Origin of the sequence: Acinetobacter sp. YH12095, assembly GCF_013419245.1 — a bacterium.
GTDB lineage: Bacteria > Pseudomonadota > Gammaproteobacteria > Pseudomonadales > Moraxellaceae > Acinetobacter > Acinetobacter towneri.
This window is the reverse complement of record NZ_VPAL01000023.1, coordinates 1-24446: the sequence shown is the minus strand read 5'-3', so window position 1 is coordinate 24446 and position 24446 is coordinate 1. Positions and strand designations below refer to the sequence as shown.

The following is a 24446-nucleotide window of genomic DNA, read 5'->3' as shown; positions in this document are numbered from 1 at the left end:
CAACAATGCTTAAACACAAACAAAATAGGCTTCCATACGGAAGCCTATTTTTTATGCTTACAGCAAATTATTTCTTGCGTAAGGCTTCACGACATTCTGGCGCATCACAATAACCATATAAATTCAGCGAGTGCCCTGTGAGCTCAAAACCAAATTTCTCTGCCACATCATGCTGTTCTTTTTCAATGGTATCGTTAATAAATTCAACCACTTTGCTACAGTTCAAGCAAACCAAGTGGTCGTGGTGATCTTCCTGCATAATTTCAAACACAGAATGATTGTTCTCAAAATTATGACGCTCAATAATGCCTGCAGCTTCAAACTGTGTTAACACACGATACACAGTTGCTAAACCCACATCTTCACCCTGATCGAGTAAAGTTTTGTAGATATCTTCTGCACTTAAATGATGTTGTTTTGAATTTTCTAATAATTCTAAGATTTTAATTCGTGGAAGGGTAACTTTAAGTCCAGCTTTGCGTAATTCTTGATTTGAAATAGGCATGAAAAAAGGTCTCTCAACAAAATTAAAGTTGGAATATGCAACAAAGTTAAGATGCAGTATGATCTAACACTGGATCAAGATCAAATGCATCATAATTAATTTGGGATAGTGTAGCAAAATGCAAAAAATCATGTTGACGTTATTGGTCACTTCACTGCTCGCAGGCTGTTCGACCTTGGGCGTTTATAAAGTCGATATTCCACAGGGTACACCTTTAACCCAAGCTCAAGCGTCTAAAGTCCAAGTCGGTATGAGTCATCAACAAGTCCGCTTTTTGCTGGGCAGTCCTACCATCGCCGACCCGATGAATCCATTACGTTGGGACTACATTTACAACTATATCCCAGGAACTTATGCTAAAAAAGCCAAGATCCCTGCCGCGCATGGTCAGCATTTGAAAATCTTTTTCAATCAAAATGGTATTGTAGAAAAAGTTGAAGGATTGGAAACGATTCCAGAATCTCAACCAGGCCTACCAGGATCGAAAGAAGCGATTCTCAACGCGCCACCACTATAGCCGCTTTAGAATAAAAAGAAACCCCTCACTGAAATTCATCTGAGGGGTTTTTTAAATCATTGCAATTGTCTCAAGCGATTGCTTTTGGCATAACGCCCTACTGGGTTCTTTGCGGCACGTTTACGACGAATATCTTTCGGGTTAATGGTCAAAGCACGATAAATCTCAACCCTATCACCTGCTTGTAATACATGCTGCGGCTCAACCCGTACACCAAAAATACCCAGCATCAACGGTTCAGGTAAAGTCGTTGCTGTCACAAGTCCACTCTGCTGAATTGCATCCAGTACAGTCATGCCCTGCTGAAATGCGACAGCCACATGCCATTGTTGTTCGGGTGTGGCATACGCCACCCAAACCTGCGCCATTTGACTCATGCGATCCACTGTCCAATTAACGCCACCATCGCCACTACGATAGATACAGGTAACACCACACGTACCGCAATACGCCAAATGTTATAAAAGGCTTCACTGCTAAAGTTCATGGCTTTACGCAAATGGCTGATTTTCATAATCCAGCCTGCAAAAATTGCGTAAATCAAACAAATAACTAAGCCCCAAAGCAATAAGGCAAAATTAAATACAGGACCAATGGCAGGAATTGCCCAAACCAAAGTTGCTGCAATCAATACAATCCACTGAATCGCAACCGCCATTTGACGTTGTGCCAATTGTTCACGTGCCAATTGCAATAGAACCGCTGCTGCTGCAACAGTTGCCACCACCAAAGCCAACGCTGGAATTTGTGCTTGCACGGCAAAGAATGCAAAAGCAACGACTGCCAATAGCTGTGCAATCCAAATTGGCAATACCGTTGAAGTTGCTGCAGATTGTTGCTGTACTTGCGGCAAACTAGTTTGCCAGTACAAGCCCATGCCTAAACCACTGGCCACCAAAGCCAAAACGGTTGCACTGCCCCATTCGCTAAACTCAATTGAGGTGACTTGCCATGCAGGGAGTTCTGAACCCATCACCATCGATAAAACCAAAGCCGCCACAACAGCAACAGCGGTACATAGCAATAAAATTTGACGCGGCACTAATGACAATGCCAGTGCGAAAATAGCCACAATCACAAACAAGACATGACTAGCCAAGTCTGCAGCGGCATATTGATTTAAAATTTGCGCAGCATTAGACAACAAACCGCCTGCTAAAAATGGAATGAACACCACTGCAAGCCAGCCCACCAAACGCCATTTTTGAGAAGCATCGGCATCACGGGTTAAACTTAAAAGTGCTTGTAATGCTGTCGTTTTTGAGCGTTTGGCTAAGGCAATTTCCAAATAAGTAATCGGTAATGCCAAAATCAGCATGGTTGCTAACCACAACAACCAAAAGTCGAGCTGACGCTCAACCTGAATACCTGTCATTGGTGCGAGTGTGGCAATAATAATGAATGATAAACCAAATGCCATCAGCGGCGATAACCATCGTGACATAGCATTGTCCTGCATGACGCTGTCCTAATAAAAATCTACGGCTATTTTGCCTTTGTCATCAAGGAAAAGCAAAACCTCAAAAAAGAAAAAGCAAACTATCGTTAGATAGCTTGCTGCGCAAATTTATAATTTTTATTCTTTCATTTTTATGGCTTCAGACTTATGAGAAGAAACGAGCGAACCAGCCTTTACCTTTCTTCTTCTCATTTTCCTTAATAATACCCATCATATTCTCTTTCACTGCACCGACATAATCGGCGTCATCGTGTTGAATATGATTAATTAACCATTTTGATAAAACTTCATGCAATTCGCCTTCAATGGATTGTCCCATTTCAAAACGATCACGATAAAACTCAATTTTTTTAATGAATAAATCATGTACACGTTTATGTGGTACGCGGTATTTATAACCCGCTTCTTCTTGTAATGATTCTTCAAACGTAAAATGCGACTGGGTGTAATCAATAATATTATCTAAAATCTGCTTTACACGTGCTCGATCTGTACCATCGCTAATTTCAACAATTTCATTAATATAATCGAGGATACGTTTATGCTGATCGTCAATCACATCGATACCAGTGTTGTATTCTGGAACCCATTTCATCTTCATACGACCACCTTACAGAAATAAATGATTAATCACATTGCGGAATGGTAGCCGTATTTCCCATAAATAAAAATGAAGCGAATTGGTAGGGATTGGTTTAAATCGCACAAAAACAACACAAGACATTGATTTAAATAAATTTTAACAAAAATACCCGACTAAAAGAATCAATTATTAATTAACCAATTTATACATTTTCATTCTTGATTTAATTGAATTGTACAATAATAAAATGAATATTTTTCAACCACACATACCCGTATAAATTAGTATTGATCCGCTTTGGTGATCCGTCTTAATTCAGGATTTAAACGCTCACGTTCCAAACGCGCAATATGTGTCATTTGGGTTTTAATTGGGCGTCCATGTTGAAATAAAATCATTTCACCTGGCTGAAATGCTGTCCATGTTTCATTTTGAGTCAAGGGTTCAGTGGTAATCACTGCCACACAATCCTCTGCTGTAGTAACTTGGCTAAAATCGACCTCAACATCTAAATCAATTAATTGTGCAGGTTGAAATGGATAAGCACGCACCAACCAATGTAATTTGGTCACCGCATAACTAAATAATGCCTGACCATTGGACAAACAAAAATTAAAAGTGCCATGTTCTGCAATTTTAGGAGAAATTTCGGCTAACAAGTCAAAAATTTGCGTCAGGCTAGGCTCATCATAACCAAAACGATTTACCAATTGATCTAACAAATAACAAAATGCACGTTCACTGTCGGTATTACCCACTGGGGTAAAACGACCTGATAAACGTGGATGAAAGTCATGTAAATCACCATTATGGGCAAAAATCCATTGGCGTCCCCACAACTCACGACTAAACGGATGCGAATTTTCTAAATTAATTTTGCCTTGTGTCGCTTTACGAATATGGGCAATCACATTACGCGATTTAATGGGATAGTTGCGGATCAATTCTGCAATGGGTGATTCCACTGCAGACTGGTTATCGACAAATAAACGGCAAGCTTTATCTTCAAAAAAAGCAATGCCAAAGCCATCAGAATGATCTGAGGTGATTCCTGCGCGCTGCGAAAATCCCCGAAATGAAAAGGTAATATCGGTAGGTGTCGCACAATTCATTCCAAGCAACTGACACATAAGGCCTTATCTTTATACAAATAATGAAATTATCTGATTATTGTGCATCAGCCATGTGGATAATTCAAATCTGAAAAATATAAATAGATTTCTACAGTACCACTTCATAGATATGCAGTGCTGTAGAAATCTCTGCTTAATTATTCTAGTTAAGATGCTTTCACTTTCTTTTGGCGAATAAAATGTTTCGCCATTTGTTTCACATCTAACAAAACAAAATAATCTAGACAGTTAAACTCACGGTCATAAAATGCTTGCTCAGACAGCTTAGCATTCATTTTCAGATAAACATCAAACAGTTTAGGTATTCGTTCATCTTGGCTAAAGCTATGACTTGGACAACTTGGCTCAAACGGCTGCTGTGACTGAATATCGCAGCGTTGATTTTCTGCCAATTGTTGAATCGCTTGATGGGTATGATACGCGCGTGCTTCATTACCTTCCAAACGAATACTGACACAGCCAATCATGTGTTTGGCACGCATTTCCCATAACACTTTAGGCACTAAATTCAGCCATAAAATAGAGAGTGTTTTGCCTGAACGATAACGTGGATGCACACAAGTACGCCCCATTTCGACAATATTCGAGAGATGCCCTAACTCATCTATAATTTTAAACTCGTGCGCACTATAACTGTTGGCTAGCTCATGCCCTTGCCAAAGTTTTAAACGAGTATAAGCAACAATTTCACCCGTAGATTTATCTCTGAGTACGGCGTGTTCACAGCCAAAATCGTACAAGTCCTGATCTAAACCCGATTCAAATTCAATGCCAAATTGCTTGGAAAATTGCTGTGCACGAAAGCGCTGTACTTCTTGTAGTTGCTTTAAATTTTCAACCCATTCAAACGCATATTGCGTAGCTTTGCTGTTTTTTTTCTGTGCTTTACCCACTTTAACCATAGGAAAGCTAAACTGCTGACGATACTGATTTAATTTTTGTAGCATCATAGATACCTCATGTTTTCTCCTACACTAGGACAGCAGCATGACACTATGATGACCGCGATTTTAGCGACTACAATTTTAAGATTGCAGGATAGGTGCAAAGCAATTTCAAGGATGCTGAATCAACAAAATTTCAGTTTCTTGCCGTAAATTTGACATAAAAAAGAGCTTCAATTGTGAAGCTCTTTTAGGGATCATCTTATAGAGTTTTATTTACGCGTTTGGACACGGTTGGTAATTAATGTTCCCACACCATGATCAGTAAAGATTTCCAATAAAGTAGCATGTGGCACACGACCATCTACAATATGTGCACTGATTACACCGCCTTTAACTGCATCCAATGCACAACCCACTTTTGGAATCATGCCACCGTAAATCACGCCTGTATCAATTAAACGATCTACTTCCTGCGTAGTCAAACCAGTTAACAGGTTTTTATTTTCGTCTAATACACCCGTAATATTGGTCAGCAAAATTAACTTTTCCGCACCCAATGCTTCGGCAACTTTACCTGCGACTAAATCGGCATTAATGTTATAGGTATTGCCTGCATCATCGACACCTAAAGGTGCAATCACTGGAATAAAGTCGCTGCTGGTAAACATTTCCAACACGTCGGTTTTGACACCCACCACTTCACCCACCAAACCAAGGTCAATTTGTTGTACTTCGCCTGTTTCAGTAGTTTTTTGCATCAATAATTTTTGTGCGCGAATCAAGTTACCATCTTTACCCGTCAAACCAATGGCACGACCGCCATGTTGGTTAATCAGATTGACGATAGATTTGTTGACGCTACCACCCAAGACCATTTCTACGACTTCCATAGTCGTAGGATCGGTGACACGCATGCCATCAATACGGTCAGACTCACGTCCCAATTGCTTGAGCATAGAATCCACTTGTGGACCACCGCCATGCACCACAATCGGGTTTAAGCCTACAGTCTTTAACAACACGATATCACGAGCAAAAGAACTTTCCAGCTCAGGATCGGTCATGGCATTGCCGCCATATTTCACAACAAGGGTCTTGCCCGCAAAACGTTGAATATACGGCAAAGCTTCAGTCAAAATTTGCGCTTTGTCGATACCAGTCTGTTGATGTGGCATTCGCCTCTCCTTATTGAGCATCTAAAATGTCTTGGGCGATTTCAGGGTATCGCTCACTTAACATGGAAACAAATGTATCGCGAATATCATTCAGTCGTGATGGATTATCGGCATCAAAACGCACCGTAAAATATTCGCCTGTATTGGATGCTCGAATAATGCCAAATCCATCTTCAAAATCAAGTCTTACACCATCTATTTTACTTAATTCTGCACCACTGCGATGGCTAGAACTTTCAACATCATTTAAAACCGCACTCGGTTCAATATTCCGTGTGCTGATATACGTGTCTTCAGTGCAGCAACGCTCAGGGTATTTCTGCATCAATGCCGAAAGGCTGCTGTAATTACTGTGGCTTAAATATTCCAACACACGCAGCGCTGCGTAAATACCATCGTCATAGCCAAAACCACGTCCATCATTGAATACATAATGTCCTGCGTATTCGCCACCGAACACTGCCTTGCCTTGCGACTGCGCCAAATAACGCCGCAAGAAGGTACTGCCCGTGCGAATCATCACCGCTTCGCCACCCAAATCACGCACGGTATTGCGCACCATAGTGGAGCATTTTACATCAAACACCACTTGATGCTGAGGATGAGTTTTTAAACACATTTCTGCAAATAAAGACAGCAAACGATCTGCTGAAAGCACATTGGCATGTTCATCCAAGAGGACGACACGATCACCATCGCCATCTAAAGCAATGCCAATGTCCGCCTGATGTTCACGCACCGCAGCTTTTAAATGTTGTAAGTGTTTTTCTTGTGATGGATCGGGTGCATGTTCTGGAAAATGACCATTGGCTTCGCAGCGTAAAGCAATCACCTCACAGCCCATTTTTTGCAAAACCAAAGCAGCGCAATGACCTGCCGAACCATACATCCCATCTAAAACCACTTTAAAAGTGCCCGCCAGTTGAATATCGTTCAACATTGCCTGCTGATATTGCTGACACGCATCTTCAATAAATTCATGTGAAATATTGGTGGCGTGTTGTGAGGCGATGGATGGTGCTGCATCGGTATTTAAATAATATGGCGCTGCATCGTGTGCCACGTGTTGAATCATTTCAGGGGTTGGCGGTTCGCCCTGCACAATCCATTTAATGCCGTTGTCTGATTTTGGATTATGACTGGCCGTAAGCATAATGCCATTGCCTGCCGTGTGTCGTGCCATAAAATACAACATCGGGCTAGAACAACAACCCACCATCGTCACTTGAAATTGATGGGCAAGAAAGACTTGGCGCATAATTTCAGCATAAGCGGGGCTATTTAAACGCGCATCATAACCAATACTAATTTGAGTTTGCTTTTCTTGTTGATATTGTTGCACCAATCCTTGTGCAATGGCGTGTACCAATTTCGCGGTCAGCACAGTTTCTTTGCCACGAATGTCGTAAGCGCGAAAAATATGCTGAGGAAAAAGTGTTTGTGGATTGTTCATAGGCTTACAACTACAAAGATGAGCCAACATAAAGTGAATAAATCTTGGCTCGAGATATTTTGAAAATTCTAATTAGATTTTTTAATAGATGTGCAATGGTCTCATCAGAGCTAGTGATTTACTTGTCATTATTAGTACATCTTTCGTTACTTTTCAAGAATTGTTGGTAAAGTTTCAGATAAAACTTTACCAAACGATATAGGCTGAAACCTAAGTAACTTAGTTTTTGCCCGTATGCCCAAAACCACCTGCACCACGTTCGGTGGCAACAAATTCATCTACTTGTTCAAACTTGGCCTGTACCACAGGAACCAAAACGTATTGCGCTAAACGCTCACCAGGTTCTAAGCTAAATGCTGTTTGGCTACGGTTCCACACCGAAACCATCAATTCACCCTGATAATCTGAATCAATCAAACCCACCAAGTTCCCCAACACGATGCCATGTTTGTGACCCAAGCCTGAACGCGGCAAAATCATGCCTGCAAAACCTGTATCTTGAATATAAATCGCTAAACCTGTTTTGACCAAGACTGTTTGACCCGGCTCAATCACGGTGCTGCTGTCTACACAAGCACGTAAGTCCAAACCTGCCGAACCTGCGGTTGCATAAGTTGGCATTGGCCATTCTGTGCCTAAACGTGAATCTAAGACTTTAACTTGAACTTTCATGAAGTTTATCCTGTTTTTAAATTTTCAATTTTCTTTCGATTTTCGATGTGCCATTTGATGCTGTACTTGCATCAATGCCCTAAGTATTTTCAAAAAATTAGCGCTTGATTAAGGCACGTAAATTTTCCAAATAATGCTGTGCCTGTAATTTCGGATCGACATCACCGGCTAACTTTTTCTTACGTCCGAGCCATTCCAATTCATCTTGTGGTAATTCATCCAAAAAACGACTTGGGGTCATTTGTTTCATTTGCCCGCCCGCTTTGCGCTGCTCTGCCAAAGTAATGGTTAAGCCCTGACGTGCACGAGTAATCCCCACGTACATCAAACGGCGTTCTTCCTCGACAGTATCTGCCACAATTGAGTTTTTATGCGGTAAAAGCTCTTCTTCCAAACCAATCAAATACACGTACGGAAATTCCAAGCCTTTGGACGCATGCAGGGTGAGTAAATTGACTTTATCAGTGTCTTCTTCTTCCTGTTGCTGTTCGAGCATATCGAGCAGCACCATTTTACGAATCACGCTTTCAATATTCTTTTCATCGACATCTTCAGCACGATTAATCAAACTTTGGATGCTGCTATATAGAACTTCGATATTATCTAGCTTGGTTTTTTCCTGCGCAGGGGTAGCTGCTTGCTCTTTAATGTAGTCGATATAACCTGCTTCGAGCATCATTTGACGGATGATTGGCACAGGTTCATCATCTTCCAATAAGTTACGCGTAAAATTGCTAATAAAATCTGAAAACTCTGCCAACTGCGTCGTGGCTTTTTTCGGAATTGCCATGGTTAGGCGCTGATCACCTGCAGCAGCCAATAATGACAAATGGTTTTCCTGTGCAAACAGCCCTAGTTTTTCCAAAGTCACAGGACCAATCGCGCGTTTAGGCGTGTTAATAATGCGTAAGAATGCGCTGTCATCTTCAGGGTTAATAATCAGACGCAAATAACTCATGATGTCTTTGATTTCAGCACGTGCGAAGAATGACTGCCCCCCCGAAAGCTTGTAAGGAATTTGCATTTGACGTAATTGGGTTTCCAGAATACGTGCCTGAAAGTTCCCTCGGTACAAAATTGCATAATCTTTCCAGCTTTTACCATTCATCAGTTTATGCGTGAGTAAGTCTTTAACCACGCGTTCTGATTCATCATCATCATTGCGGCATGTAATTACCCGAATCACTTCACCATGACCTTTATCTGACCACAGTTTTTTGTCAAAAATATGTGGATTATTGCCAATGACGGTGTTGGCCGCTTTTAAAATGCGACTGGTCGAGCGATAGTTTTGCTCAAGTTTAATCACTTTTAAATTCGGGAAATCATCTTTCAGCAAGGCCATATTTTCAGGCTTCGCACCGCGCCAAGCGTAAATCGATTGGTCGTCGTCACCTACCGCAGTGAACTGCCCCATCACGCCCACCAGCAATTTCACCAAGATATATTGTGCGGTGTTGGTGTCCTGATACTCATCGACCAATAAATAACGAACACGGTTTTGCCACTTGTCACGCACTTCGGCATTTTCTTGCAAAAGTCGTGTCGGCATTACAATTAAATCATCAAAATCTACCGCGTTATAGGCACGTAAATTACGTTCATAAAGTTGATATAAATGTGCAAACTGGATGTCTTCTGGCGTTTCGCAGGTGGTATGCGCCTGCTCTGGTGCAATCAGATCATTTTTCCAGTCTGAAATCATCTTCATGGCTTTGGCAATCAATTCTTTGCTTTCTGCACCCGACAAATTATCGCGGTGCATTAAATCCATCAGAATACGTTTGCAGTCATCGGCATCTAAAATAGAGAAGTTGGCTTTTAACGGCGTGTGTTTTAATTCATGACGTAATAAATTCAGACCAAAGGTGTGGAAAGTCGAAACCGATAATCCTTTAGCTTCTTCACGTGACAACAATTTGGTCACACGCTCTTTCATTTCTCGTGCTGCTTTGTTGGTAAAAGTCATCGCTGTAATACGATGCGCAGGAATCCCGCAATGCTTAACCAAATAGGCAATTTTTCGGGTAATCACCGAAGTTTTGCCTGAACCTGCACCTGCAAGCACTAACAAGGGTCCTTGAGTGTATTTCATCGCTTCAAGTTGCTTGTCGTTTAACTGACTTGCCAGTGTCATAGTATTTCCTCTATTTCGGTTCGAGCTCGATTATAGTCATCTCCGCCAAAGATGACTAATCTAAAATGCTACTTTAGACGTCATTGTCTATTTGCTGAGTAGACCCTAGAAATTGCTTGCATAAAAAAACCGCCCGAAGGCGGTTCTTTACAATCTATACAATGCCAGATTATTGGATTGCATAAATGCTGATTTCTACACGACGGTTTTGCTCACGACCTTCTGCAGTAGCATTCGATGCGATTGGGTTTGCAGCACCGTGACCTTGTGCATTAATACGTGAAGTTGATACACCACGGCTAGCCAAGTAGTTTGCAACCGATTGTGCACGTGCTTGTGACAATGGAATGTTGATTGCGTCGTTACCAGTGCTGTCAGTAAAACCTGTTACCAAAATACCGCTCTTGTTATCTTGGGTTAGCGTTTGCGCTACTTTGTCCAAGGTAGAATAGAAGTTTGGTTTGATGTTTGATTTGTTCGTATCAAACGTGATGTTACCCGGCATGATCAAGCCAACAGAACCATCGGCATTACGGTTTACTTCTACGCCTGTACCAGCCATTTGTTGACGAAGTTGTTTTTCTTTATTGTCAAGATAAACACCCGCAGCAGCACCCACTACAGCACCAATTGCTGCAGCACGGTTGTTTTGTGCACTTGTATTTGCGTTACTTTTAGAGACCCCATAACCTGCAGCAGCACCAATTACTGTGCCTAACGCAGTTTTGTCATATTCCATACCACCAAGGTTGTTACCAGTCGTTTGACAACCAGTTAAAACCATTGCCCCTACGACTGCTGCCGAAATTGCTAATGCACGCATGGCATGCCTCCTTACTTGTGTTTTGTTGTATATGCTGAATATTGAATGAAAAAATATACTTAGACCATTGATTTTTTGTTAATAAAAAAACTTTTACTTACAAATATACATGATCATGTACAAATCTTGGTATAACTTCATCACAATTTCTACACACTTTCACTTCAACACTTTTTTATTTTAAAAACAACATTTATATTGGAGTCATCTATAAACACGTGACGCATTGGACGATTTATCTTCAGGATTGATTTATATGTCATCGCAAGCAAAGAAACACCCTTTATTAAAAAAAATCACAAAAGGTCTCACCGTGGGTACAGTCATCACTGGCAGTACATTTTTTCACGGCCCTCCTGTGTTGGCTTTGGGCTTAACCAAACTGTTAAAGCAGTCACGTAAGGTCGATGAAACCAATATTCAAATTACCAACAGTTGGCTCAGTGTAAACAACTGGCTGATTGATCATGTATTACCCAATACCCAATGGGATATCAGCATTGATGAAGATTTGCAACTGAGCATGCAAGGTCGTTATCTCATGACCTGTAACCATCAAAGTTGGGTCGATACCACAGTAAATCAGTATTTTGGCTTAACCCGTATGCCATTGACCCGCTTTTTTACCAAGTGGGAACTGATCTTTATTCCCTTTGTAGGACAAGCCTTTAAAATTTTAGGCTTCCCAATGATGAAGCGTCACAGCAAAGCACAAATTGCCAAAAAACCTGAGCTGAAAGACCACGATATGGAAGAAGCGCGTAAAGCCTGCCAACAGTTATTAAGTCAGCCCTTTACCCTGCTGAATTATTTAGAAGGCACACGCTTTACCCAAGAAAAACATGATCAACAACAATCGCCTTATCAACATTTATTAAAGCCAAAAGCTGGTGGTTTAGCTTTGGCATTGAATATTTTGGGTGATCAAATTGATGCCTTGGTAGATATGACCATTGTGTACCCAGATGGCGTGCCGGGCTATAGCGAGTTTTGGTTAGGTGAGGTGCCGCGCATTGCGGTGAATTTACGCAAAATTAATATTCCAGATTGGGTGTTGGGCGGCAATTACGAAGATGATGCTGAATATCGTGAGCGTTTTCAGCAATGGGTGCATGAACTGTGGCTGGAAAAAGATCAATTGATTGAAAGCATGCAACAAAAACTTGCAGCTCCGACTGCATAACCATTCAGGTACGCCATGAAAAAGTCTGAAGAACCTGTCATCAAATCCTCTTTTCATCCCCTGCGTAAAGATTCATGGGGATGGAAAATTGCCTTGGCTTATGACTTGTTTTTGATGGGTTTAATCATCTTTAACTTGTTCTGTTTAAGTGCCAATGCCATTTTAATGAGTGATTTTGGCGAATGGTTGTTCGATTTTATTCGTCTACCTGAAATTTTACAGTTTTATCGAACAGAATTGCGCCCTTGGGTGGTGATTACCGAAGGCTGGTTTACCACGTTTTTAATTGTAGAGTTGGGCGTGCGTTGGGGTATTGCAATTATTTTCAAACATCATCAGCGTTGGTGGTTTTTCCCGTTTATTCACTGGTATGAAATTCTTGCAATTATTCCGCAATTGCGTTTTTTACGTTTATTACGTGCCATCGCGATTGGTTACAACCTGCATAGCCATGGCTATAAAGTCATTCCAGACAGTTGGTATAAACGCGGCAACTTTTACTACAACTTGCTAATGGAAGAACTGAGTAGCCGTGTGGTGCTCACGGTACTTAATGGTGTGCAACGTGAATTGACCACCAGTACCACTCACAAACAATTTATTGATGATTTGGTCGAGCATCATCGTCAATTACTCGCGATTGCCCTAGCCGATATTTTGCAGGAATCCTTAGGCAAAGAATTACAAATGCAGCGTCACATGATTGCGAAAAATGTCGGGTTGGTGGTGAATCAAGCCATTGAAGATACGCCTGAACTGACGCAATTGCTGCGCCTGATTCCATTGGTCGGTGGACGTATTGAACAGCAAATTCAAAGTATCGGACAACGATTGGGCGAAAATATCACCCAAGGTTTAATTGAACCTTTTGCACAGCAGCATCAACAAGTACAAAATCCAACTTATCAAATGATTGCTGAAAAAATTAGTCAGATTGAGATTGAACATAATCAGCATATTGATAAATTAGTGGAATCAGCGATATTTGAAAGTTTAGAAGCAATTCGCAAACAAGTAAAAGTTAAACAATGGCAACAAATTTTAAATGAAGGACAACAACACGATATTTCATAAAGGTCTTTCGATAATTTTAGCTAAAACAATGTGAAATATTTTTAGTAACTGAACTAGAGAATTCACCCAATTTGTTCTAGGATTTGCTCTATTTATAAGATGACTTCAACAACCAGCAAAGTTAGAAGTGTTAAGGAATTATTATGGCTGACATACGGATAAAAGGCAGATTGGTCAATGCGATTCGCATTAGCTTAGACACCAATGATCATGATGCGATCCGCCAGCAACTAAGCCCAATGTTGCAAAAATCATTTCCACCAGGGGTTTTGGTGGTCATTGAAAGTTCAGTCGAACAAGAATTGATTGCGCTAATTCAATTGCTAATTAGCCTAGAAGCACAGCCAATTGCTGTGACTGAAGGCATTATGGCAGATCAGGCACGTGCTATTCAGTTCCCTGTCATCCCGCAAGACCGTCCATTGCAGGAAGTGAAAGCCACCAAAGAACAAGTGGTTGAAGTAAAACCTGAACCTGCGGCAGAACAGCAACAGACGGAAAATCAAGTTGCTGAAACTGCACCTGCTGTAGCGCATATTACGTCTTATCACGATGAAATTTTGCGTACAGGTCAATGCTTGGTACAACATCAGGGCGACATTATTTTAACCGCAGGCATCAACAGCGGTTCTGAAGTGATTGCTTCAGGAAATATACATATTTATGGTAGTGTACGTGGTAGAGTCATTGCCGGCGCGGGCGGGAATATTGCGGCACGAATTTTCTGTCATTCCCTAGAAGCAGAATTGGTATCTATTGCAGGCACGTATTGCGTGGCGGACGATATTCCTCAGCATGTGACTAAAAAACCTGTGCATATTTACTTAAATGATAACCAAGAGCTTGTATTTGAAGCTCTACAATTTTAATGTATAAATAATCACCAAAAATCCCCGAAAAAATATAGGGGAATTTAAACCATAACAGGAGTGGATTCGGTGGCGAAAATTGTTGTCGTAACATCAGGCAAAGGTGGCGTAGGTAAAACCACTACAAGTGCATCTTTTGCAACAGGTTTAGCCCTACGTGGTCACAAAACTGTCGTTATCGATTTTGACGTGGGTTTACGTAACCTTGACTTAATTATGGGTTGTGAACGTCGCGTTGTTTATGATTTTGTGAATGTATTAAATAATGAAGCGCGTTTACAACAAGCATTAATTCGCGATAAAGATATCGAAAACCTTTATATTCTTCCAGCTTCACAAACCCGTGATAAAGATGCCCTGACCGATGAAGGTGTGGCACGTATTATGGATGAGTTGGCACAAGAGTTTGATTACATTATTTGCGACTCACCTGCAGGGATTGAGCGCGGTGCCATTCTTGCAATGTATCATGCCGATGAAGCGATTATTGTGACTAACCCTGAAATTTCTTCAGTACGTGACTCTGACCGTATTATTGGTATGCTAGACAGCAAAACTAAAAAAGTAGAACAAAACGAAGGTCGTATCCGTAAGCACCTGTGTATTACACGTTACAACCCAGAACGTGCCGATAAACAAGAAATGCTGACGATTGATGACATTTCTAAAGATATTTTACGTGTACCTACTTTAGGCGTAATTCCTGAATGTAAGAGCGTACTTCAAGCATCAAACGAAGGTAAACCTGTCATTCTGTATAGCGATGCTGCTGCAGGTCAGGCTTATGATGACTTGGTTGCACGATTCTTAGGTGAAGAACGTCCGTTTCGCCATATTGAAGCGAAACCTAAGGGCTGGTTAGCACGATTATTTGGAGCGTAGACATGGCAGGATTTTGGAGCAAATTATTTAGCGGTGAAGATAAGCCATCTAGCGCACAAACAGCAAAAGATCGCTTAAAAGTGATTGTTGCTTCTGAACAAGGTCTTGGTAAACGCTTAAGCCAAGAAAAAATTGATCAGATGAAAAAAGAAATCATGCAAGTGGTAAATCGCTACGTGCGTGGTGTCGATGAACAACATATTCAAATGTCTGTGCGTTCAGAAGCCAATATTGAAATGTTGGAAATGAATATCAATTTGCCTGAAGAGCGATAATCTGAATACTGATTAGTCAAGCAAATTGAATCAGGGCAAAATAACACTAGTTATTTTGCCCTATTTTTTTCAAAAGAATATAAAGGAGATTGCCATGGCATTATCTCAACCTGCGACCTTTAACGAAGCATGGTCGGATGAACGTGTATTTGCCTATTTGAATCAACTTCCACCTGCAGGTGTGAATGCAGATTTTCACGTACTCTATCACGCATTTAAACACATGCGTCCAAGCGACTATGAACGTCTATTGACACAATTTGTTGCCGATGGTCGCGATGTCAATGCCACTAATCCTGAAGGTCAGCGTATTCACGATGTGATTGCTGAATTTCCACGTCAAAAAGATGGTTTTTTAGCAGTTTTAGCCAAGTTTGCTTAAACTGTTTAAACACAATCTCTGGCTAAATTCAGCCAAAAAGATTGAGTGTAAAAAGAAAAAATCCCGCAATTGAATTGCGGGATTTTTTTATAGCACTACTTGATTCAAAATCAAACAGAAAGTGAAAGCTTTACACTAAAATTTCACGTTTCCCATTTGCTCCTTGCTCGCTCACAATGCCTTGCTCTTGCATCTGATCGACAATACGTGCCGCACGGTTATAGCCCAAGCTAAATTTGCGCTGTAAAGATGAGGTCGACACTTTACGTGTTTCCAAAACAAATGCTACACACTGATCATACAACACATCACGGTCTGGACTGCCTTCACCATCTTCAAAACCACGTGAAGATGGTTCTTCATCAAATGGCGTCAAGATTTCATCGACATAGTCAGGATCGCCACGCTCACGCCACGCATCACAAATACGGTTGACTTCATCATCCGAAATAAATGCGCCATGCACACGTTCTGGCTCAATTTTACCCGGCCCTAAAAATAGCATATCACCATGACCAAGCAGGTCTTCTGCACCGCCCGCATCCAAGATAGTACGTGAGTCAATTTTCGAGTTCACACGCAAAGCTACACGGGTTGGAATGTTGGCTTTAATTAGACCTGTGATCACATCCACCGATGGACGCTGAGTTGCTAAGAGTAAGTGAATCCCTGCTGCACGTGATTTTTGTGCCAAACGGGTAATCATTTCTTCCGCTTTCTTGCCCACTTGCATGATCATGTCGGCAAACTCATCTGCCACAATCACAATAGATGGCAATGGTGTTAAACGCGGTGCACGTTCTTGCGTTGCTGAATCTCCCGGCTTCCAAGTTGGATCAATTAAATCTTCACCATTGGCAATAGATTCTTCAACCTTACGGTTATAGTCGCTTAATTTACGAATTTTCAGGAAAGACATTAGCTTATAACGACGTTCCATTTCATTGACACACCAATTTAAAGCGCTGACGGCATCTTTCATATCAGTCACTACAGGCGTCAATAAGTGTGGAATATCGTTATAGTTGGCGAGTTCCAATTGTTTCGGGTCAATCAAAATTAAGCGTAATTGATCAGGCTTGTATTTCAGCAACATCGACAAAATCATCGAGTTCACTGCCACTGATTTACCTGAACCCGTTGTCCCTGCTACGAGCATGTGTGGTGCTTTGCCCAATTCAGTAATCACAGGATTGCCTGAAATGTCTTTCCCCATCGCCATAGATAAAATGCCGTTTGGATCTTCAAAAGCAGGCGTTTGTAATAACTCAATCAAACGTACCATTTCACGTGAACTATTCGGTACTTCAATGCCAATATACGGTTTGCCTGGAATCACTTCGACCACACGTACCGATGCCATCGACATTGAACGCGCCAAGTCACGAGAAATATTGGTTACTTTTGAAGCTTTGACCCCAGGTGCCAAATCCAGCTCAAAACGGGTCACGACAGGACCAGGCTGTGCTTCAACCACTTTGGCTTTGACATTAAATTCCTGTAATTTAATTTCCAGCAATTCCGACAAGCGCGATAATTGTTCTGCGGTGAAGTTCACTTTTTTGTTTGGATCGACTTTATCAAGCAAATCCAAACCCGGTAATGGCGATAAATCACGACGTTTTTCTGCAACCTGCATGGCGCGTGACATCGGACGACCATGTGCATCGGTCAGCGGCGCATCAAAATCAAAGTCATCTTCGTCTAGTGGTTTGCCTGCGGTTTCCTGCCAAGCTTCGATAAATGCTTCTTTGGATAACGCCACTTTTTCTGCTTGTTCAGCCTGTGTAGCAGTCGCTGCGTTTGCCATCACTGCGGCAGTGGCTGCCGTCTGAATAGGTGCCTGAACAAAAGCAGAACTTTGTGCATAGCTACTGGTACTACGCGCTACAGGCGCTTGATCTTGAAATGCATCTTGCTGTAACTCATCACCCAAAAGATCATCCACCAACAAGTCATCTAAACTGTCTAAATCATGCTGCAAATGGCGCTCTTGGCGTACAGCATGATTTTGCGTATTCGAAGCACTTGACGATGGCGGGTTAAAATCTGACTCAAATCTGCTGAGATCATCGTTAAAATTGTGAGCCGTAGGATTCGAGTGCGGATGCACTGTTTCTTGCTGGGTCACAGACTCATCTAAAGTATCCATTGCCCCGCTGTTTTGGAATGGGCTGTGTAAATCACTTGCAGCTTTGCCTTGCGGAACTGCTGCGAGCAATTCATCAAAAATTTGATCATCATCCCAATCTAACGAAGATTTTGCAGTGGCTTGAGATGCCGTAGATGCAGGACGCACTTCATCAAAAGGATTCGATTGTAGATGTGGCTCTGGTTCTTCAGAAGCACGTAATAATGCATGAATGTCTTGGTTATGCTGACTGTCGGTATTTTCTTGTAAAGCACGCCACACTTCGCCTGTCGCAACAATACGCTGGCTGTCTTGTTCTAAGCGATGCGCCTTTTCGATGGTTTTTTCTAACTCAACATCATCAATTTCATCTTGCACCAATAGCTGTTGCTGCGCCTGTTGCTCTTCTTCTTCACGTTGCTGCATGTGATTAAACATACGCTCTGCCGCAGGATGTGGCGCAGTTGTTTCAGCTTCTTTCGCCTGTGCAACCACGGGTTCACTTGCTGCTTCTAAATCAGTTGATGCCACTTCAACAGCAACCACAGGTGCAGCAGCGACAACGGTCTTTTTCACCTGTGGTGTAGAACGGTCAAAGTCAGATTCTGCTTCAGGTACATTGCGATAGAACAAATCTTGCAGATAAGCAGGTGTAGCTTTTAAAGTTGCCCACGTTCTGTTCCACTTCACCCCAAATGCGAGGGTAAATAAGAAAATCCAAAAGACGACTAAAAAAAGTGTTGCTCCATAAATGGTTAAAATTTGCGATAAACTTTTCCCAAGTTCAAAACCAATGATGCCGCCTGAGGCATTGTCTAACGTATCGGCAGGTACTTGCCAAAATAAATACAGCAAACTTGCTGTTGCCAATAAAATGAAGAATTGTGCAGCATAACGAAATGGTCGGTTTAAAAAACTACGTGGCCACCAGACTTGTAAGGCTTCAATAAAAAAATAAGCAGGAAGAAGCAGACTCGCCCAACCTAAAAAGCCAAACAGTAAATCGGCAATCCACGCACCTGCGATTCCACTCGCATTTGAAACCTGTTGGGTGTCACTGGAAATGTGCATCCAACCTGGGTCAAATGGAGTATAGGTCACCGTTGCAAGGAACAGATATATTCCAAAAGAGACCAAAAATAATGTCGCTATTAAGCGATGTGCATAAGCACCCGACACCGCAGTCATATATTGTCCTGTCGCCAATTCTTCATCAATGTTTTTTGTTTGTTCGATGGTCTTAAAAAGCCACCTGATTCGGAGCGTCTGTATTTCATTTAGCTGTGTCATTTAAGTTGCATTTCACGATGCAAGCTTCACCACACAGCAAGCTATAAATTATAACAGACCTTCTATTATGCATGTGTTGCCTAGAAAAAGATGCAAGATTATTGAAGTGTGTTGTTAACTTTTTCTATATAGCTCAAATCGATTTACATGATCAGTAATATCAACTTTAATCACACAGCAAACTCATCCTGTTTCACGTATAATTCCATAAATTTCTAAATAAAAAAAGGATGCTGTGCATGAGCGCTCGTCACTCACGTTTAATTATTTTAGGTTCAGGCCCTGCAGGTTATAGTGCTGCAGTATATGCTGCACGTGCCAACTTAAAACCGACTTTAATTGCAGGCTTACAATTGGGTGGTCAACTCACCACAACTACGGAAGTTGATAACTGGCCAGGTGAACCTGAAGGTTTAACAGGCCCAGCGTTAATGGAACGTATGCAAGCTCATGCGGAACGCTTTGGCACAGAAATCGTGTATGACCATATCAATGAAGTAAACCTGAATGTGCGCCCATTTGTACTGAAAGGTGATATGGAAGAATTTACCTGTGATGCTTTAATCATTTGCACAGGTGCGACTGCACAATATTTAGGTTTAGAATCTGAAGCAGCATTTATGGGTCAAGGCGTAAGTGCTTGTGCTACCTGTGATGGTTTCTTCTACAAAAACCAAAAAGTGATGGTCGTTGGTGGTGGTAACACGGCTGTTGAAGAAGCATTATACCTGTCTAACATTGCATCACACGTGACATTGGTGCATCGTCGTGATTCACTTCGCTCTGAAAAAATCTTGCAAGATCATTTATTTGCCAAAGAAAAAGAAGGCAAAATCAGTATTCTTTGGAATAACCAAGTTGATGAAGTCTTGGGCGACAACACAGGCGTAACTTCAGTACGTTTAAAATCAACCACTGATGGCTCTACTCAAATTGTTGATGTGTCTGGCTTATTCATTGCGATTGGTCACAAACCGAATACAGGCATGTTCGAAGGTCAATTGAACTTGCGTGATGGTTATATCCAAGTACAAAGCGGCACTTCAGGCAATGCGACTCAAACTTCTGTGGCTGGCGTATTTGCTGCAGGTGATGTGGCCGATTCAATTTATCGCCAAGCGATTACTTCTGCAGGTTCAGGTTGTATGGCAGCTTTGGATGCAGAAAAATATTTAGATGCACTTGGTGAATAATTTAGTGACCAAGTTTAAAGACCGCTCTCCTTGAGCGGTTTTTTTATCACGGCATTTTTAGGTATGATGAAATCAAGTTCATCGTAAAACTTCATACGGCAATTGATATGCACACGCTCCCGGCTTCACAATTCATTTTCCCCGATCCCATTGAAGTCGATCCTGAGGGTGAAGGCTTGATTTGTGTAGGTGCAGACCTCTCCCCTTCTACGCTCTATGAAGCCTATACACATGGCTTATTTCCATGGTTTTCAGAAGGTGATCCTATTTGCTGGTGGAGTCCTGAACCGCGTTGTGTGATTATTCCGCAATATTATCAGCCCAGTAAATCTTTAATCCGTAACATGAGAAAAATGGATTATCGCATTACTGTCAATCACGCCTTTGAACAGGTGATTCGCAATTGTGCCTTGCCCCGTAGCTACGCCAATGAAACTTGGATTTCTGAAGAGATCATTAAAGGGTATTGTCAGCTTTTTGCAGCAGGTTATGGCTACAGTGTCGAAGTTTGGGAGCAAGATCTTTTGGTCGGCGGTTTGTATGGGGGCAGCATTGGCAAGGGCTGTTTTGGCGAGTCCATGTTTAGCCATCGCACTGATGTATCTAAAATGGCATTTTATAGTTTGATGCTGCTCGGACAAGAACAACAATTGCCTTGGATTGACTGTCAATTGGTCAATGATCATTTAATTAGTCTGGGCGCATGTACACTTTCTCGCCAAGACTATCTTAAATCGTTACAAGATGTTGTAAAACAACCTGCAATCAATTGGAAAAAATATCAGGACAGTGTATTTTCAAGTAAAACAATAGCGCAGTATGCGCGCCTACTTGAATGACAATAACAGAGAGGGATCTTGACAATGAATTCATATCACCCAAAATCCCTGCTAAATGATTTGCAGTATTACATTACTCCGCCGCATGATTGCAGCTATTTACCTGAAAAATCTGCGCGGATGGTTTTTTTAGATCCTGCACATAAAATTGATGTGCTGACTTTGTCTGAACTCTCTCGGGTCGGTTTTCGTCGCAGTGGCGATTTTGTCTATCGTCCTGAATGCCATTTGTGCCGCCAATGCCTTTCTTCACGTATTCCTGTCGCTGAATTTAAAATGAACAGCACGCAAAAGAAAGCTTGGAAACGCAATCACGATTTACAGATCAAAATCACCAAGCCACAAGATGCAGGTGATTTGCATTATGCGCTGTATGAACGCTATATCAATGAACGACATGCCGATGGCGATATGTTCCCTGCCAGCCGTGACCAATTTGAAAAATTCCTAATCCACAGTTGTACCAGCAGCTTCTTTTTAGAGGTTTGGCAAGATGATCGCTTAATTGCAGTATCGACCTGTGATTATTTAGATGATGGTATTTCTGCGGTCTATACCTTTTTTGACCCAGACGAAAGTCGTCGCTCACTCGGAACATTTGCTGTATTAAAACAAATTGAACAGGCACAGCATTTGGGACTGCAATATGTTTACTTAGGTTATTGGGTACCACATTCCAATAAAATGAACTATAAATCGCAATATGTGCCCCTTGAGCTACTGCTTGATGGTCAATGGCGACGCATTAACCGCAGCCTAAATACCGATGAGGTGCAGCAATTGGGAAACTCCTTAATGACCACGCTGCCCTTAGGCTGGAATAACTCCATCATCAAATAAAAATGTAATGATGCAATACTGATTTTTGCATCGATCAGATTCACTTAAACAAACTGGCAAAATCATCGCTACAAGATTTCACCATAATAATGGCATGCTCCCGTGTGCCATCCGTTTTAGGATAATAATTTTTACGTAAATCAATTTGATGAAAACCTGACTTTTCATACAGGGCTATCGCAGCTAAATTACTTTCACGTACTTCTAAAAAAATCTGCACAGGTTGGTTTTTCAAACCTGCAATAGAATGTTCTAGCAGTTGATAACCTAAACCTTTGCCTTGCTGACTTGGATGCACCGCCATCAACAACAAATTTGCTTCATCCAACACAGGTTGCAAAATACAAAAACCCACCACTCTCCCTGCATGTTCAATCACGGTACTGTGATAACTCTCTACCGCTTCGGCAAATTGTTTGGCACTCCACGGATGACTTTGTACCAAATTTTCAATCGCAACCACATCGGCGACATCATGGGCTTGCATTAAACGAATCATAAGAAATGATCTTGTGCTGTTCTAAGATGTAGGCATTATAGATTTCACGACAAAAAAATCGAGCAAAAAAAAAGGCAACTTACGTTGCCTGACCAAAAGGAAAAGTTTAAAAGCCTAATTTAGCTTTCCAAGTATTTAATAATGTTGTGGTATCAAAATCGTTAGGATGAAAATTCGGTTTGAAATAGAACAACATTTCTTTGCCCATGCCTGTAATAATCCCTTTAGATGGACTATAGGCATAACGATAAATCATGCGTAAATTTTCCAAATTCAACTGCTTGTCTTGTTTTAGTAAACGCCACAAAAAATAGTTTTGTACAAAAAATAAAGTCAGCATCGAAATAACCAAAGAACTTGTACGTAGTGCATAGGCTTTCAGACCTTTGCCAAACACACCTTCAAATACATCATACGCAACAGCTTTATGTTCGTTTTCTTCAATCGCATGCCACAACCACATAGTTTTCATGGTGTCATCGGTCATCAATTCTTGAATATGTGAATTGGTCAATAATTGTGAGGCAATCGTAGCTGTGAAATGTTCTAGCGCAGTGGTCGCAGTTAAATCTACCATTTTCTGTGTAATGCCAATCGGTTTAGCCAACTTTGCCATAAATTTGCGTGTAGTTTGAATCACAGTATCTGTATAACAATCCAAAGTATCAACATCATGCCCAAATTTCTGTGCAGAGGCATTAAAACCGACATGCTCATGCGTGTGCATGGCTTCTTGTCCAATAAATGCACTGATTTCTTTCTGTAAATCTGCATTGTCTTTCAGCATTGGGTGATAACGCACAGCACGCACACTGTCTATAAAGAACTTCTCACCTGCGGGAAATAACGCAGATAATGCAGTCATAAAATGCGTTAGACCTGCATTACCATTCATCCAATATTCAGGTACAGCATCAAAGTTGAAATTCATTCGACGGACAGGAAAACTCGCCCCTGCACGTTCACTAATACTCACTTTAGCATTCATGTTGCTCACTCCTGAGGTTACAACAATGAAGTCATTCATTTCCTGTAACCCGCTATATTTTTTATTTTTCGGTATGAGTTCATATTACGGTTTTCTGTGCGGTATTTAAGTGCAGTTAAGGACAGTGAGTTGTCAGTTCAGGACATGAGGAATAAAAAATAATGATAAGTGAAATTATTTTTTGTGACGCAAGAGTAAAAAATAGACAATGAAATTATTTTTACGACGCAAGAGTAAAAAAATAGACGATGATTTTTTATGACGTAAGAGCAAGAATAATTAGACAGCAAAATTATTTTTATGATGTAAGAGAAAAAAAGGCAACTAAACCGCAGCAAAAGAATGTTCATAAAATGGTTTTAGATTGATTCAAGGTTTAAAGAACAGCTATTTCATCCATCAATACAGTAGGACAAGCTTTCATCCACCTGGAAACTAGCACACAAAATACAGCCATAAAAAAAGCGCCCCAAATGGAGCGCTTTTTCACACTATAAAGTGATTATGCTGTTACTTTAGCAACAACACCAGCACCTACAGTACGACCACCTTCACGGATCGCAAAACGTAGACCTGGGTCCATTGCGATTGGGTGGATTAATTCTACTGACATTTCAACGTTGTCACCTGGCATTACCATTTCAACGCCTTCTTTCA

24 protein-coding genes and 1 pseudogene are annotated in these 24446 nt (G+C 41.3%); 10 read left to right on the top strand and 15 right to left on the bottom strand.

Annotated features, from left to right (window positions below):
* Nucleotides 1-67: 67 nt before the first annotated feature.
* Nucleotides 68-505 (bottom strand): ferric iron uptake transcriptional regulator, encoded by a 438-nt coding sequence (fur, locus tag FTU35_RS12200; RefSeq protein WP_004975325.1) that lies wholly within the window; start codon nucleotides 503-505, stop codon nucleotides 68-70.
* A gap of 118 nt (nucleotides 506-623) precedes the next feature.
* Between fur and FTU35_RS12195 the strand changes: the two genes are divergently transcribed.
* Nucleotides 624-1022 (top strand): outer membrane protein assembly factor BamE, encoded by a 399-nt coding sequence (locus tag FTU35_RS12195; RefSeq protein WP_004975323.1) that lies wholly within the window; start codon nucleotides 624-626, stop codon nucleotides 1020-1022.
* A 56-nt stretch (nucleotides 1023-1078) separates the two neighbouring features.
* Here the strand turns inward: FTU35_RS12195 and FTU35_RS12190 are convergent, their stop codons facing one another.
* From FTU35_RS12190 to FTU35_RS12145, 10 genes are all read right to left on the bottom strand, one after another.
* The gene (locus FTU35_RS12190) at nucleotides 1079-1399 is read right to left on the bottom strand and encodes an RnfH family protein (protein ID WP_004975319.1); all 321 of its coding nucleotides are present in this window, start codon (nucleotides 1397-1399) and stop codon (nucleotides 1079-1081) included.
* A complete protein-coding gene (locus FTU35_RS12185) occupies nucleotides 1396-2481 on the bottom strand; it encodes a hypothetical protein (protein ID WP_179996017.1) in 1086 nt (361 codons plus the stop codon). Before FTU35_RS12185 ends, FTU35_RS12190 begins: the two co-directional genes overlap by 4 nt.
* A 145-nt stretch (nucleotides 2482-2626) precedes the next feature.
* Nucleotides 2627-3082, bottom strand: a complete 456-nt coding sequence (locus tag FTU35_RS12180) for a bacteriohemerythrin (protein ID WP_154320417.1) — start codon at nucleotides 3080-3082, stop codon at nucleotides 2627-2629.
* 263 nt (nucleotides 3083-3345) lie between these two features.
* A complete protein-coding gene (locus FTU35_RS12175; RefSeq protein ID WP_096902262.1) occupies nucleotides 3346-4194 on the bottom strand; it encodes a class II glutamine amidotransferase in 849 nt (282 codons plus the stop codon).
* A gap of 149 nt (nucleotides 4195-4343) precedes the next feature.
* The gene (locus tag FTU35_RS12170; protein WP_026438333.1) at nucleotides 4344-5144 is read right to left on the bottom strand and encodes a GNAT family N-acetyltransferase; all 801 of its coding nucleotides are present in this window, start codon (nucleotides 5142-5144) and stop codon (nucleotides 4344-4346) included.
* Nucleotides 5145-5353: 209 nt separating this feature from the next.
* Nucleotides 5354-6259: an acetylglutamate kinase gene (gene argB / locus FTU35_RS12165; protein ID WP_004975310.1), complete on the bottom strand. Its 906-nt coding sequence runs from the start codon at nucleotides 6257-6259 to the stop codon at nucleotides 5354-5356.
* 10 nt (nucleotides 6260-6269) lie between these two features.
* Nucleotides 6270-7712 carry a phosphomannomutase/phosphoglucomutase gene (locus tag FTU35_RS12160; RefSeq protein ID WP_004975308.1) on the bottom strand — a complete coding sequence of 481 codons (1443 nt, stop codon included), beginning with the start codon at nucleotides 7710-7712 and terminating at the stop codon, nucleotides 6270-6272.
* A gap of 219 nt (nucleotides 7713-7931) precedes the next feature.
* Nucleotides 7932-8384, bottom strand: coding sequence for a dUTP diphosphatase (gene dut, locus FTU35_RS12155; protein ID WP_004975307.1), 453 nt, complete (start codon nucleotides 8382-8384; stop codon nucleotides 7932-7934).
* Between the two features lie 97 nt (nucleotides 8385-8481).
* Nucleotides 8482-10521: a UvrD-helicase domain-containing protein gene (locus FTU35_RS12150; protein ID WP_179991299.1), complete on the bottom strand. Its 2040-nt coding sequence runs from the start codon at nucleotides 10519-10521 to the stop codon at nucleotides 8482-8484.
* 169 nt (nucleotides 10522-10690) lie between these two features.
* Nucleotides 10691-11344 carry an OmpA family protein gene (locus FTU35_RS12145; RefSeq protein ID WP_004975301.1) on the bottom strand — a complete coding sequence of 218 codons (654 nt, stop codon included), beginning with the start codon at nucleotides 11342-11344 and terminating at the stop codon, nucleotides 10691-10693.
* 256 nt (nucleotides 11345-11600) lie between these two features.
* Here FTU35_RS12145 and FTU35_RS12140 point away from each other — a divergent pair, with 256 nt between their 5' ends.
* The 6 genes from FTU35_RS12140 (at nucleotide 11601) to FTU35_RS12115 (ending at nucleotide 16009) form a co-directional block, all read left to right on the top strand.
* A complete protein-coding gene (locus FTU35_RS12140; protein ID WP_154320414.1) occupies nucleotides 11601-12527 on the top strand; it encodes an acyltransferase in 927 nt (308 codons plus the stop codon).
* 15 nt (nucleotides 12528-12542) lie between these two features.
* Entirely contained in the window at nucleotides 12543-13601 is a 1059-nt protein-coding gene (locus FTU35_RS12135) for a hypothetical protein (RefSeq protein ID WP_004975298.1), read from the top strand.
* Nucleotides 13602-13744: 143 nt separating this feature from the next.
* Nucleotides 13745-14470 (top strand): septum site-determining protein MinC, encoded by a 726-nt coding sequence (gene minC, locus FTU35_RS12130; RefSeq protein WP_096902696.1) that lies wholly within the window; start codon nucleotides 13745-13747, stop codon nucleotides 14468-14470.
* A 69-nt stretch (nucleotides 14471-14539) separates the two neighbouring features.
* Nucleotides 14540-15352: a septum site-determining protein MinD gene (gene minD, locus FTU35_RS12125; RefSeq protein ID WP_004975294.1), complete on the top strand. Its 813-nt coding sequence runs from the start codon at nucleotides 14540-14542 to the stop codon at nucleotides 15350-15352.
* 2 nt (nucleotides 15353-15354) lie between these two features.
* A complete protein-coding gene (gene minE, locus FTU35_RS12120) occupies nucleotides 15355-15627 on the top strand; it encodes a cell division topological specificity factor MinE (RefSeq protein WP_004975292.1) in 273 nt (90 codons plus the stop codon).
* A gap of 94 nt (nucleotides 15628-15721) precedes the next feature.
* On the top strand, nucleotides 15722-16009 hold the full coding sequence (locus FTU35_RS12115) for a PA4642 family protein (protein WP_004975291.1): 288 nt from the start codon (nucleotides 15722-15724) through the stop codon (nucleotides 16007-16009).
* A gap of 130 nt (nucleotides 16010-16139) precedes the next feature.
* Here the strand turns inward: FTU35_RS12115 and FTU35_RS12110 are convergent, their stop codons facing one another.
* Nucleotides 16140-19328 (bottom strand): DNA translocase FtsK, encoded by a 3189-nt coding sequence (locus FTU35_RS12110; RefSeq protein ID WP_104853253.1) that lies wholly within the window; start codon nucleotides 19326-19328, stop codon nucleotides 16140-16142.
* Nucleotides 19329-19669: 341 nt separating this feature from the next.
* Here FTU35_RS12110 and trxB point away from each other — a divergent pair, with 341 nt between their 5' ends.
* From trxB to FTU35_RS12095, 3 genes are all read left to right on the top strand, one after another.
* A complete protein-coding gene (gene trxB, locus FTU35_RS12105; RefSeq protein WP_180050352.1) occupies nucleotides 19670-20623 on the top strand; it encodes a thioredoxin-disulfide reductase in 954 nt (317 codons plus the stop codon).
* A 107-nt stretch (nucleotides 20624-20730) separates the two neighbouring features.
* Complete coding sequence (aat, locus tag FTU35_RS12100) at nucleotides 20731-21462, top strand: leucyl/phenylalanyl-tRNA--protein transferase (RefSeq protein ID WP_180064766.1); 732 nt, start codon at nucleotides 20731-20733, stop codon at nucleotides 21460-21462.
* A 24-nt stretch (nucleotides 21463-21486) separates the two neighbouring features.
* Entirely contained in the window at nucleotides 21487-22302 is an 816-nt protein-coding gene (locus FTU35_RS12095) for an arginyltransferase (protein ID WP_131261724.1), read from the top strand.
* Between the two features lie 40 nt (nucleotides 22303-22342).
* Here FTU35_RS12095 and rimI read toward each other — a convergent pair whose 3' ends face one another.
* The 3 genes and pseudogenes from rimI to FTU35_RS12080 all read right to left on the bottom strand — a co-directional run.
* Nucleotides 22343-22801: a ribosomal protein S18-alanine N-acetyltransferase gene (gene rimI / locus FTU35_RS12090; protein ID WP_004975283.1), complete on the bottom strand. Its 459-nt coding sequence runs from the start codon at nucleotides 22799-22801 to the stop codon at nucleotides 22343-22345.
* A 106-nt stretch (nucleotides 22802-22907) separates the two neighbouring features.
* The gene (locus FTU35_RS12085) at nucleotides 22908-23789 is read right to left on the bottom strand and encodes a metal-dependent hydrolase (protein WP_004975282.1); all 882 of its coding nucleotides are present in this window, start codon (nucleotides 23787-23789) and stop codon (nucleotides 22908-22910) included.
* A 502-nt stretch (nucleotides 23790-24291) separates the two neighbouring features.
* Nucleotides 24292-24446 (bottom strand): annotated as a pseudogene (locus FTU35_RS12080) (elongation factor Tu); the annotation flags it as partial.

What these genes read in the sequence shown, in the direction of transcription:
- rimI (WP_004975283.1), bottom strand. Translation starts at nt 22,801, where the DNA reads ATGATTCGTTTAATGCAAGCCCATGATGTCGCCGATGTGGTTGCGATT.
- FTU35_RS12180 (WP_154320417.1), bottom strand. Translation starts at nt 3,082, where the DNA reads ATGAAGATGAAATGGGTTCCAGAATACAACACTGGTATCGATGTGATT.
- FTU35_RS12170 (WP_026438333.1), bottom strand. Translation starts at nt 5,144, where the DNA reads ATGCTACAAAAATTAAATCAGTATCGTCAGCAGTTTAGCTTTCCTATG.
- aat (WP_180064766.1), top strand. Translation starts at nt 20,731, where the DNA reads ATGCACACGCTCCCGGCTTCACAATTCATTTTCCCCGATCCCATTGAA.
- argB (WP_004975310.1), bottom strand. Translation starts at nt 6,259, where the DNA reads ATGCCACATCAACAGACTGGTATCGACAAAGCGCAAATTTTGACTGAA.
- FTU35_RS12195 (WP_004975323.1), top strand. Translation starts at nt 624, where the DNA reads ATGCAAAAAATCATGTTGACGTTATTGGTCACTTCACTGCTCGCAGGC.
- FTU35_RS12135 (WP_004975298.1), top strand. Translation starts at nt 12,543, where the DNA reads ATGAAAAAGTCTGAAGAACCTGTCATCAAATCCTCTTTTCATCCCCTG.
- FTU35_RS12190 (WP_004975319.1), bottom strand. Translation starts at nt 1,399, where the DNA reads ATGAGTCAAATGGCGCAGGTTTGGGTGGCGTATGCCACACCCGAACAA.
- minE (WP_004975292.1), top strand. Translation starts at nt 15,355, where the DNA reads ATGGCAGGATTTTGGAGCAAATTATTTAGCGGTGAAGATAAGCCATCT.
- trxB (WP_180050352.1), top strand. Translation starts at nt 19,670, where the DNA reads ATGAGCGCTCGTCACTCACGTTTAATTATTTTAGGTTCAGGCCCTGCA.
- FTU35_RS12110 (WP_104853253.1), bottom strand. Translation starts at nt 19,328, where the DNA reads ATGACTGCGGTGTCGGGTGCTTATGCACATCGCTTAATAGCGACATTA.
- FTU35_RS12145 (WP_004975301.1), bottom strand. Translation starts at nt 11,344, where the DNA reads ATGCGTGCATTAGCAATTTCGGCAGCAGTCGTAGGGGCAATGGTTTTA.
- FTU35_RS12115 (WP_004975291.1), top strand. Translation starts at nt 15,722, where the DNA reads ATGGCATTATCTCAACCTGCGACCTTTAACGAAGCATGGTCGGATGAA.
- fur (WP_004975325.1), bottom strand. Translation starts at nt 505, where the DNA reads ATGCCTATTTCAAATCAAGAATTACGCAAAGCTGGACTTAAAGTTACC.
- FTU35_RS12175 (WP_096902262.1), bottom strand. Translation starts at nt 4,194, where the DNA reads ATGTGTCAGTTGCTTGGAATGAATTGTGCGACACCTACCGATATTACC.
- FTU35_RS12095 (WP_131261724.1), top strand. Translation starts at nt 21,487, where the DNA reads ATGAATTCATATCACCCAAAATCCCTGCTAAATGATTTGCAGTATTAC.
- FTU35_RS12140 (WP_154320414.1), top strand. Translation starts at nt 11,601, where the DNA reads ATGTCATCGCAAGCAAAGAAACACCCTTTATTAAAAAAAATCACAAAA.
- FTU35_RS12185 (WP_179996017.1), bottom strand. Translation starts at nt 2,481, where the DNA reads ATGCAGGACAATGCTATGTCACGATGGTTATCGCCGCTGATGGCATTT.
- FTU35_RS12150 (WP_179991299.1), bottom strand. Translation starts at nt 10,521, where the DNA reads ATGACACTGGCAAGTCAGTTAAACGACAAGCAACTTGAAGCGATGAAA.
- FTU35_RS12085 (WP_004975282.1), bottom strand. Translation starts at nt 23,789, where the DNA reads ATGAATGCTAAAGTGAGTATTAGTGAACGTGCAGGGGCGAGTTTTCCT.
- dut (WP_004975307.1), bottom strand. Translation starts at nt 8,384, where the DNA reads ATGAAAGTTCAAGTTAAAGTCTTAGATTCACGTTTAGGCACAGAATGG.
- FTU35_RS12160 (WP_004975308.1), bottom strand. Translation starts at nt 7,712, where the DNA reads ATGAACAATCCACAAACACTTTTTCCTCAGCATATTTTTCGCGCTTAC.
- minC (WP_096902696.1), top strand. Translation starts at nt 13,745, where the DNA reads ATGGCTGACATACGGATAAAAGGCAGATTGGTCAATGCGATTCGCATT.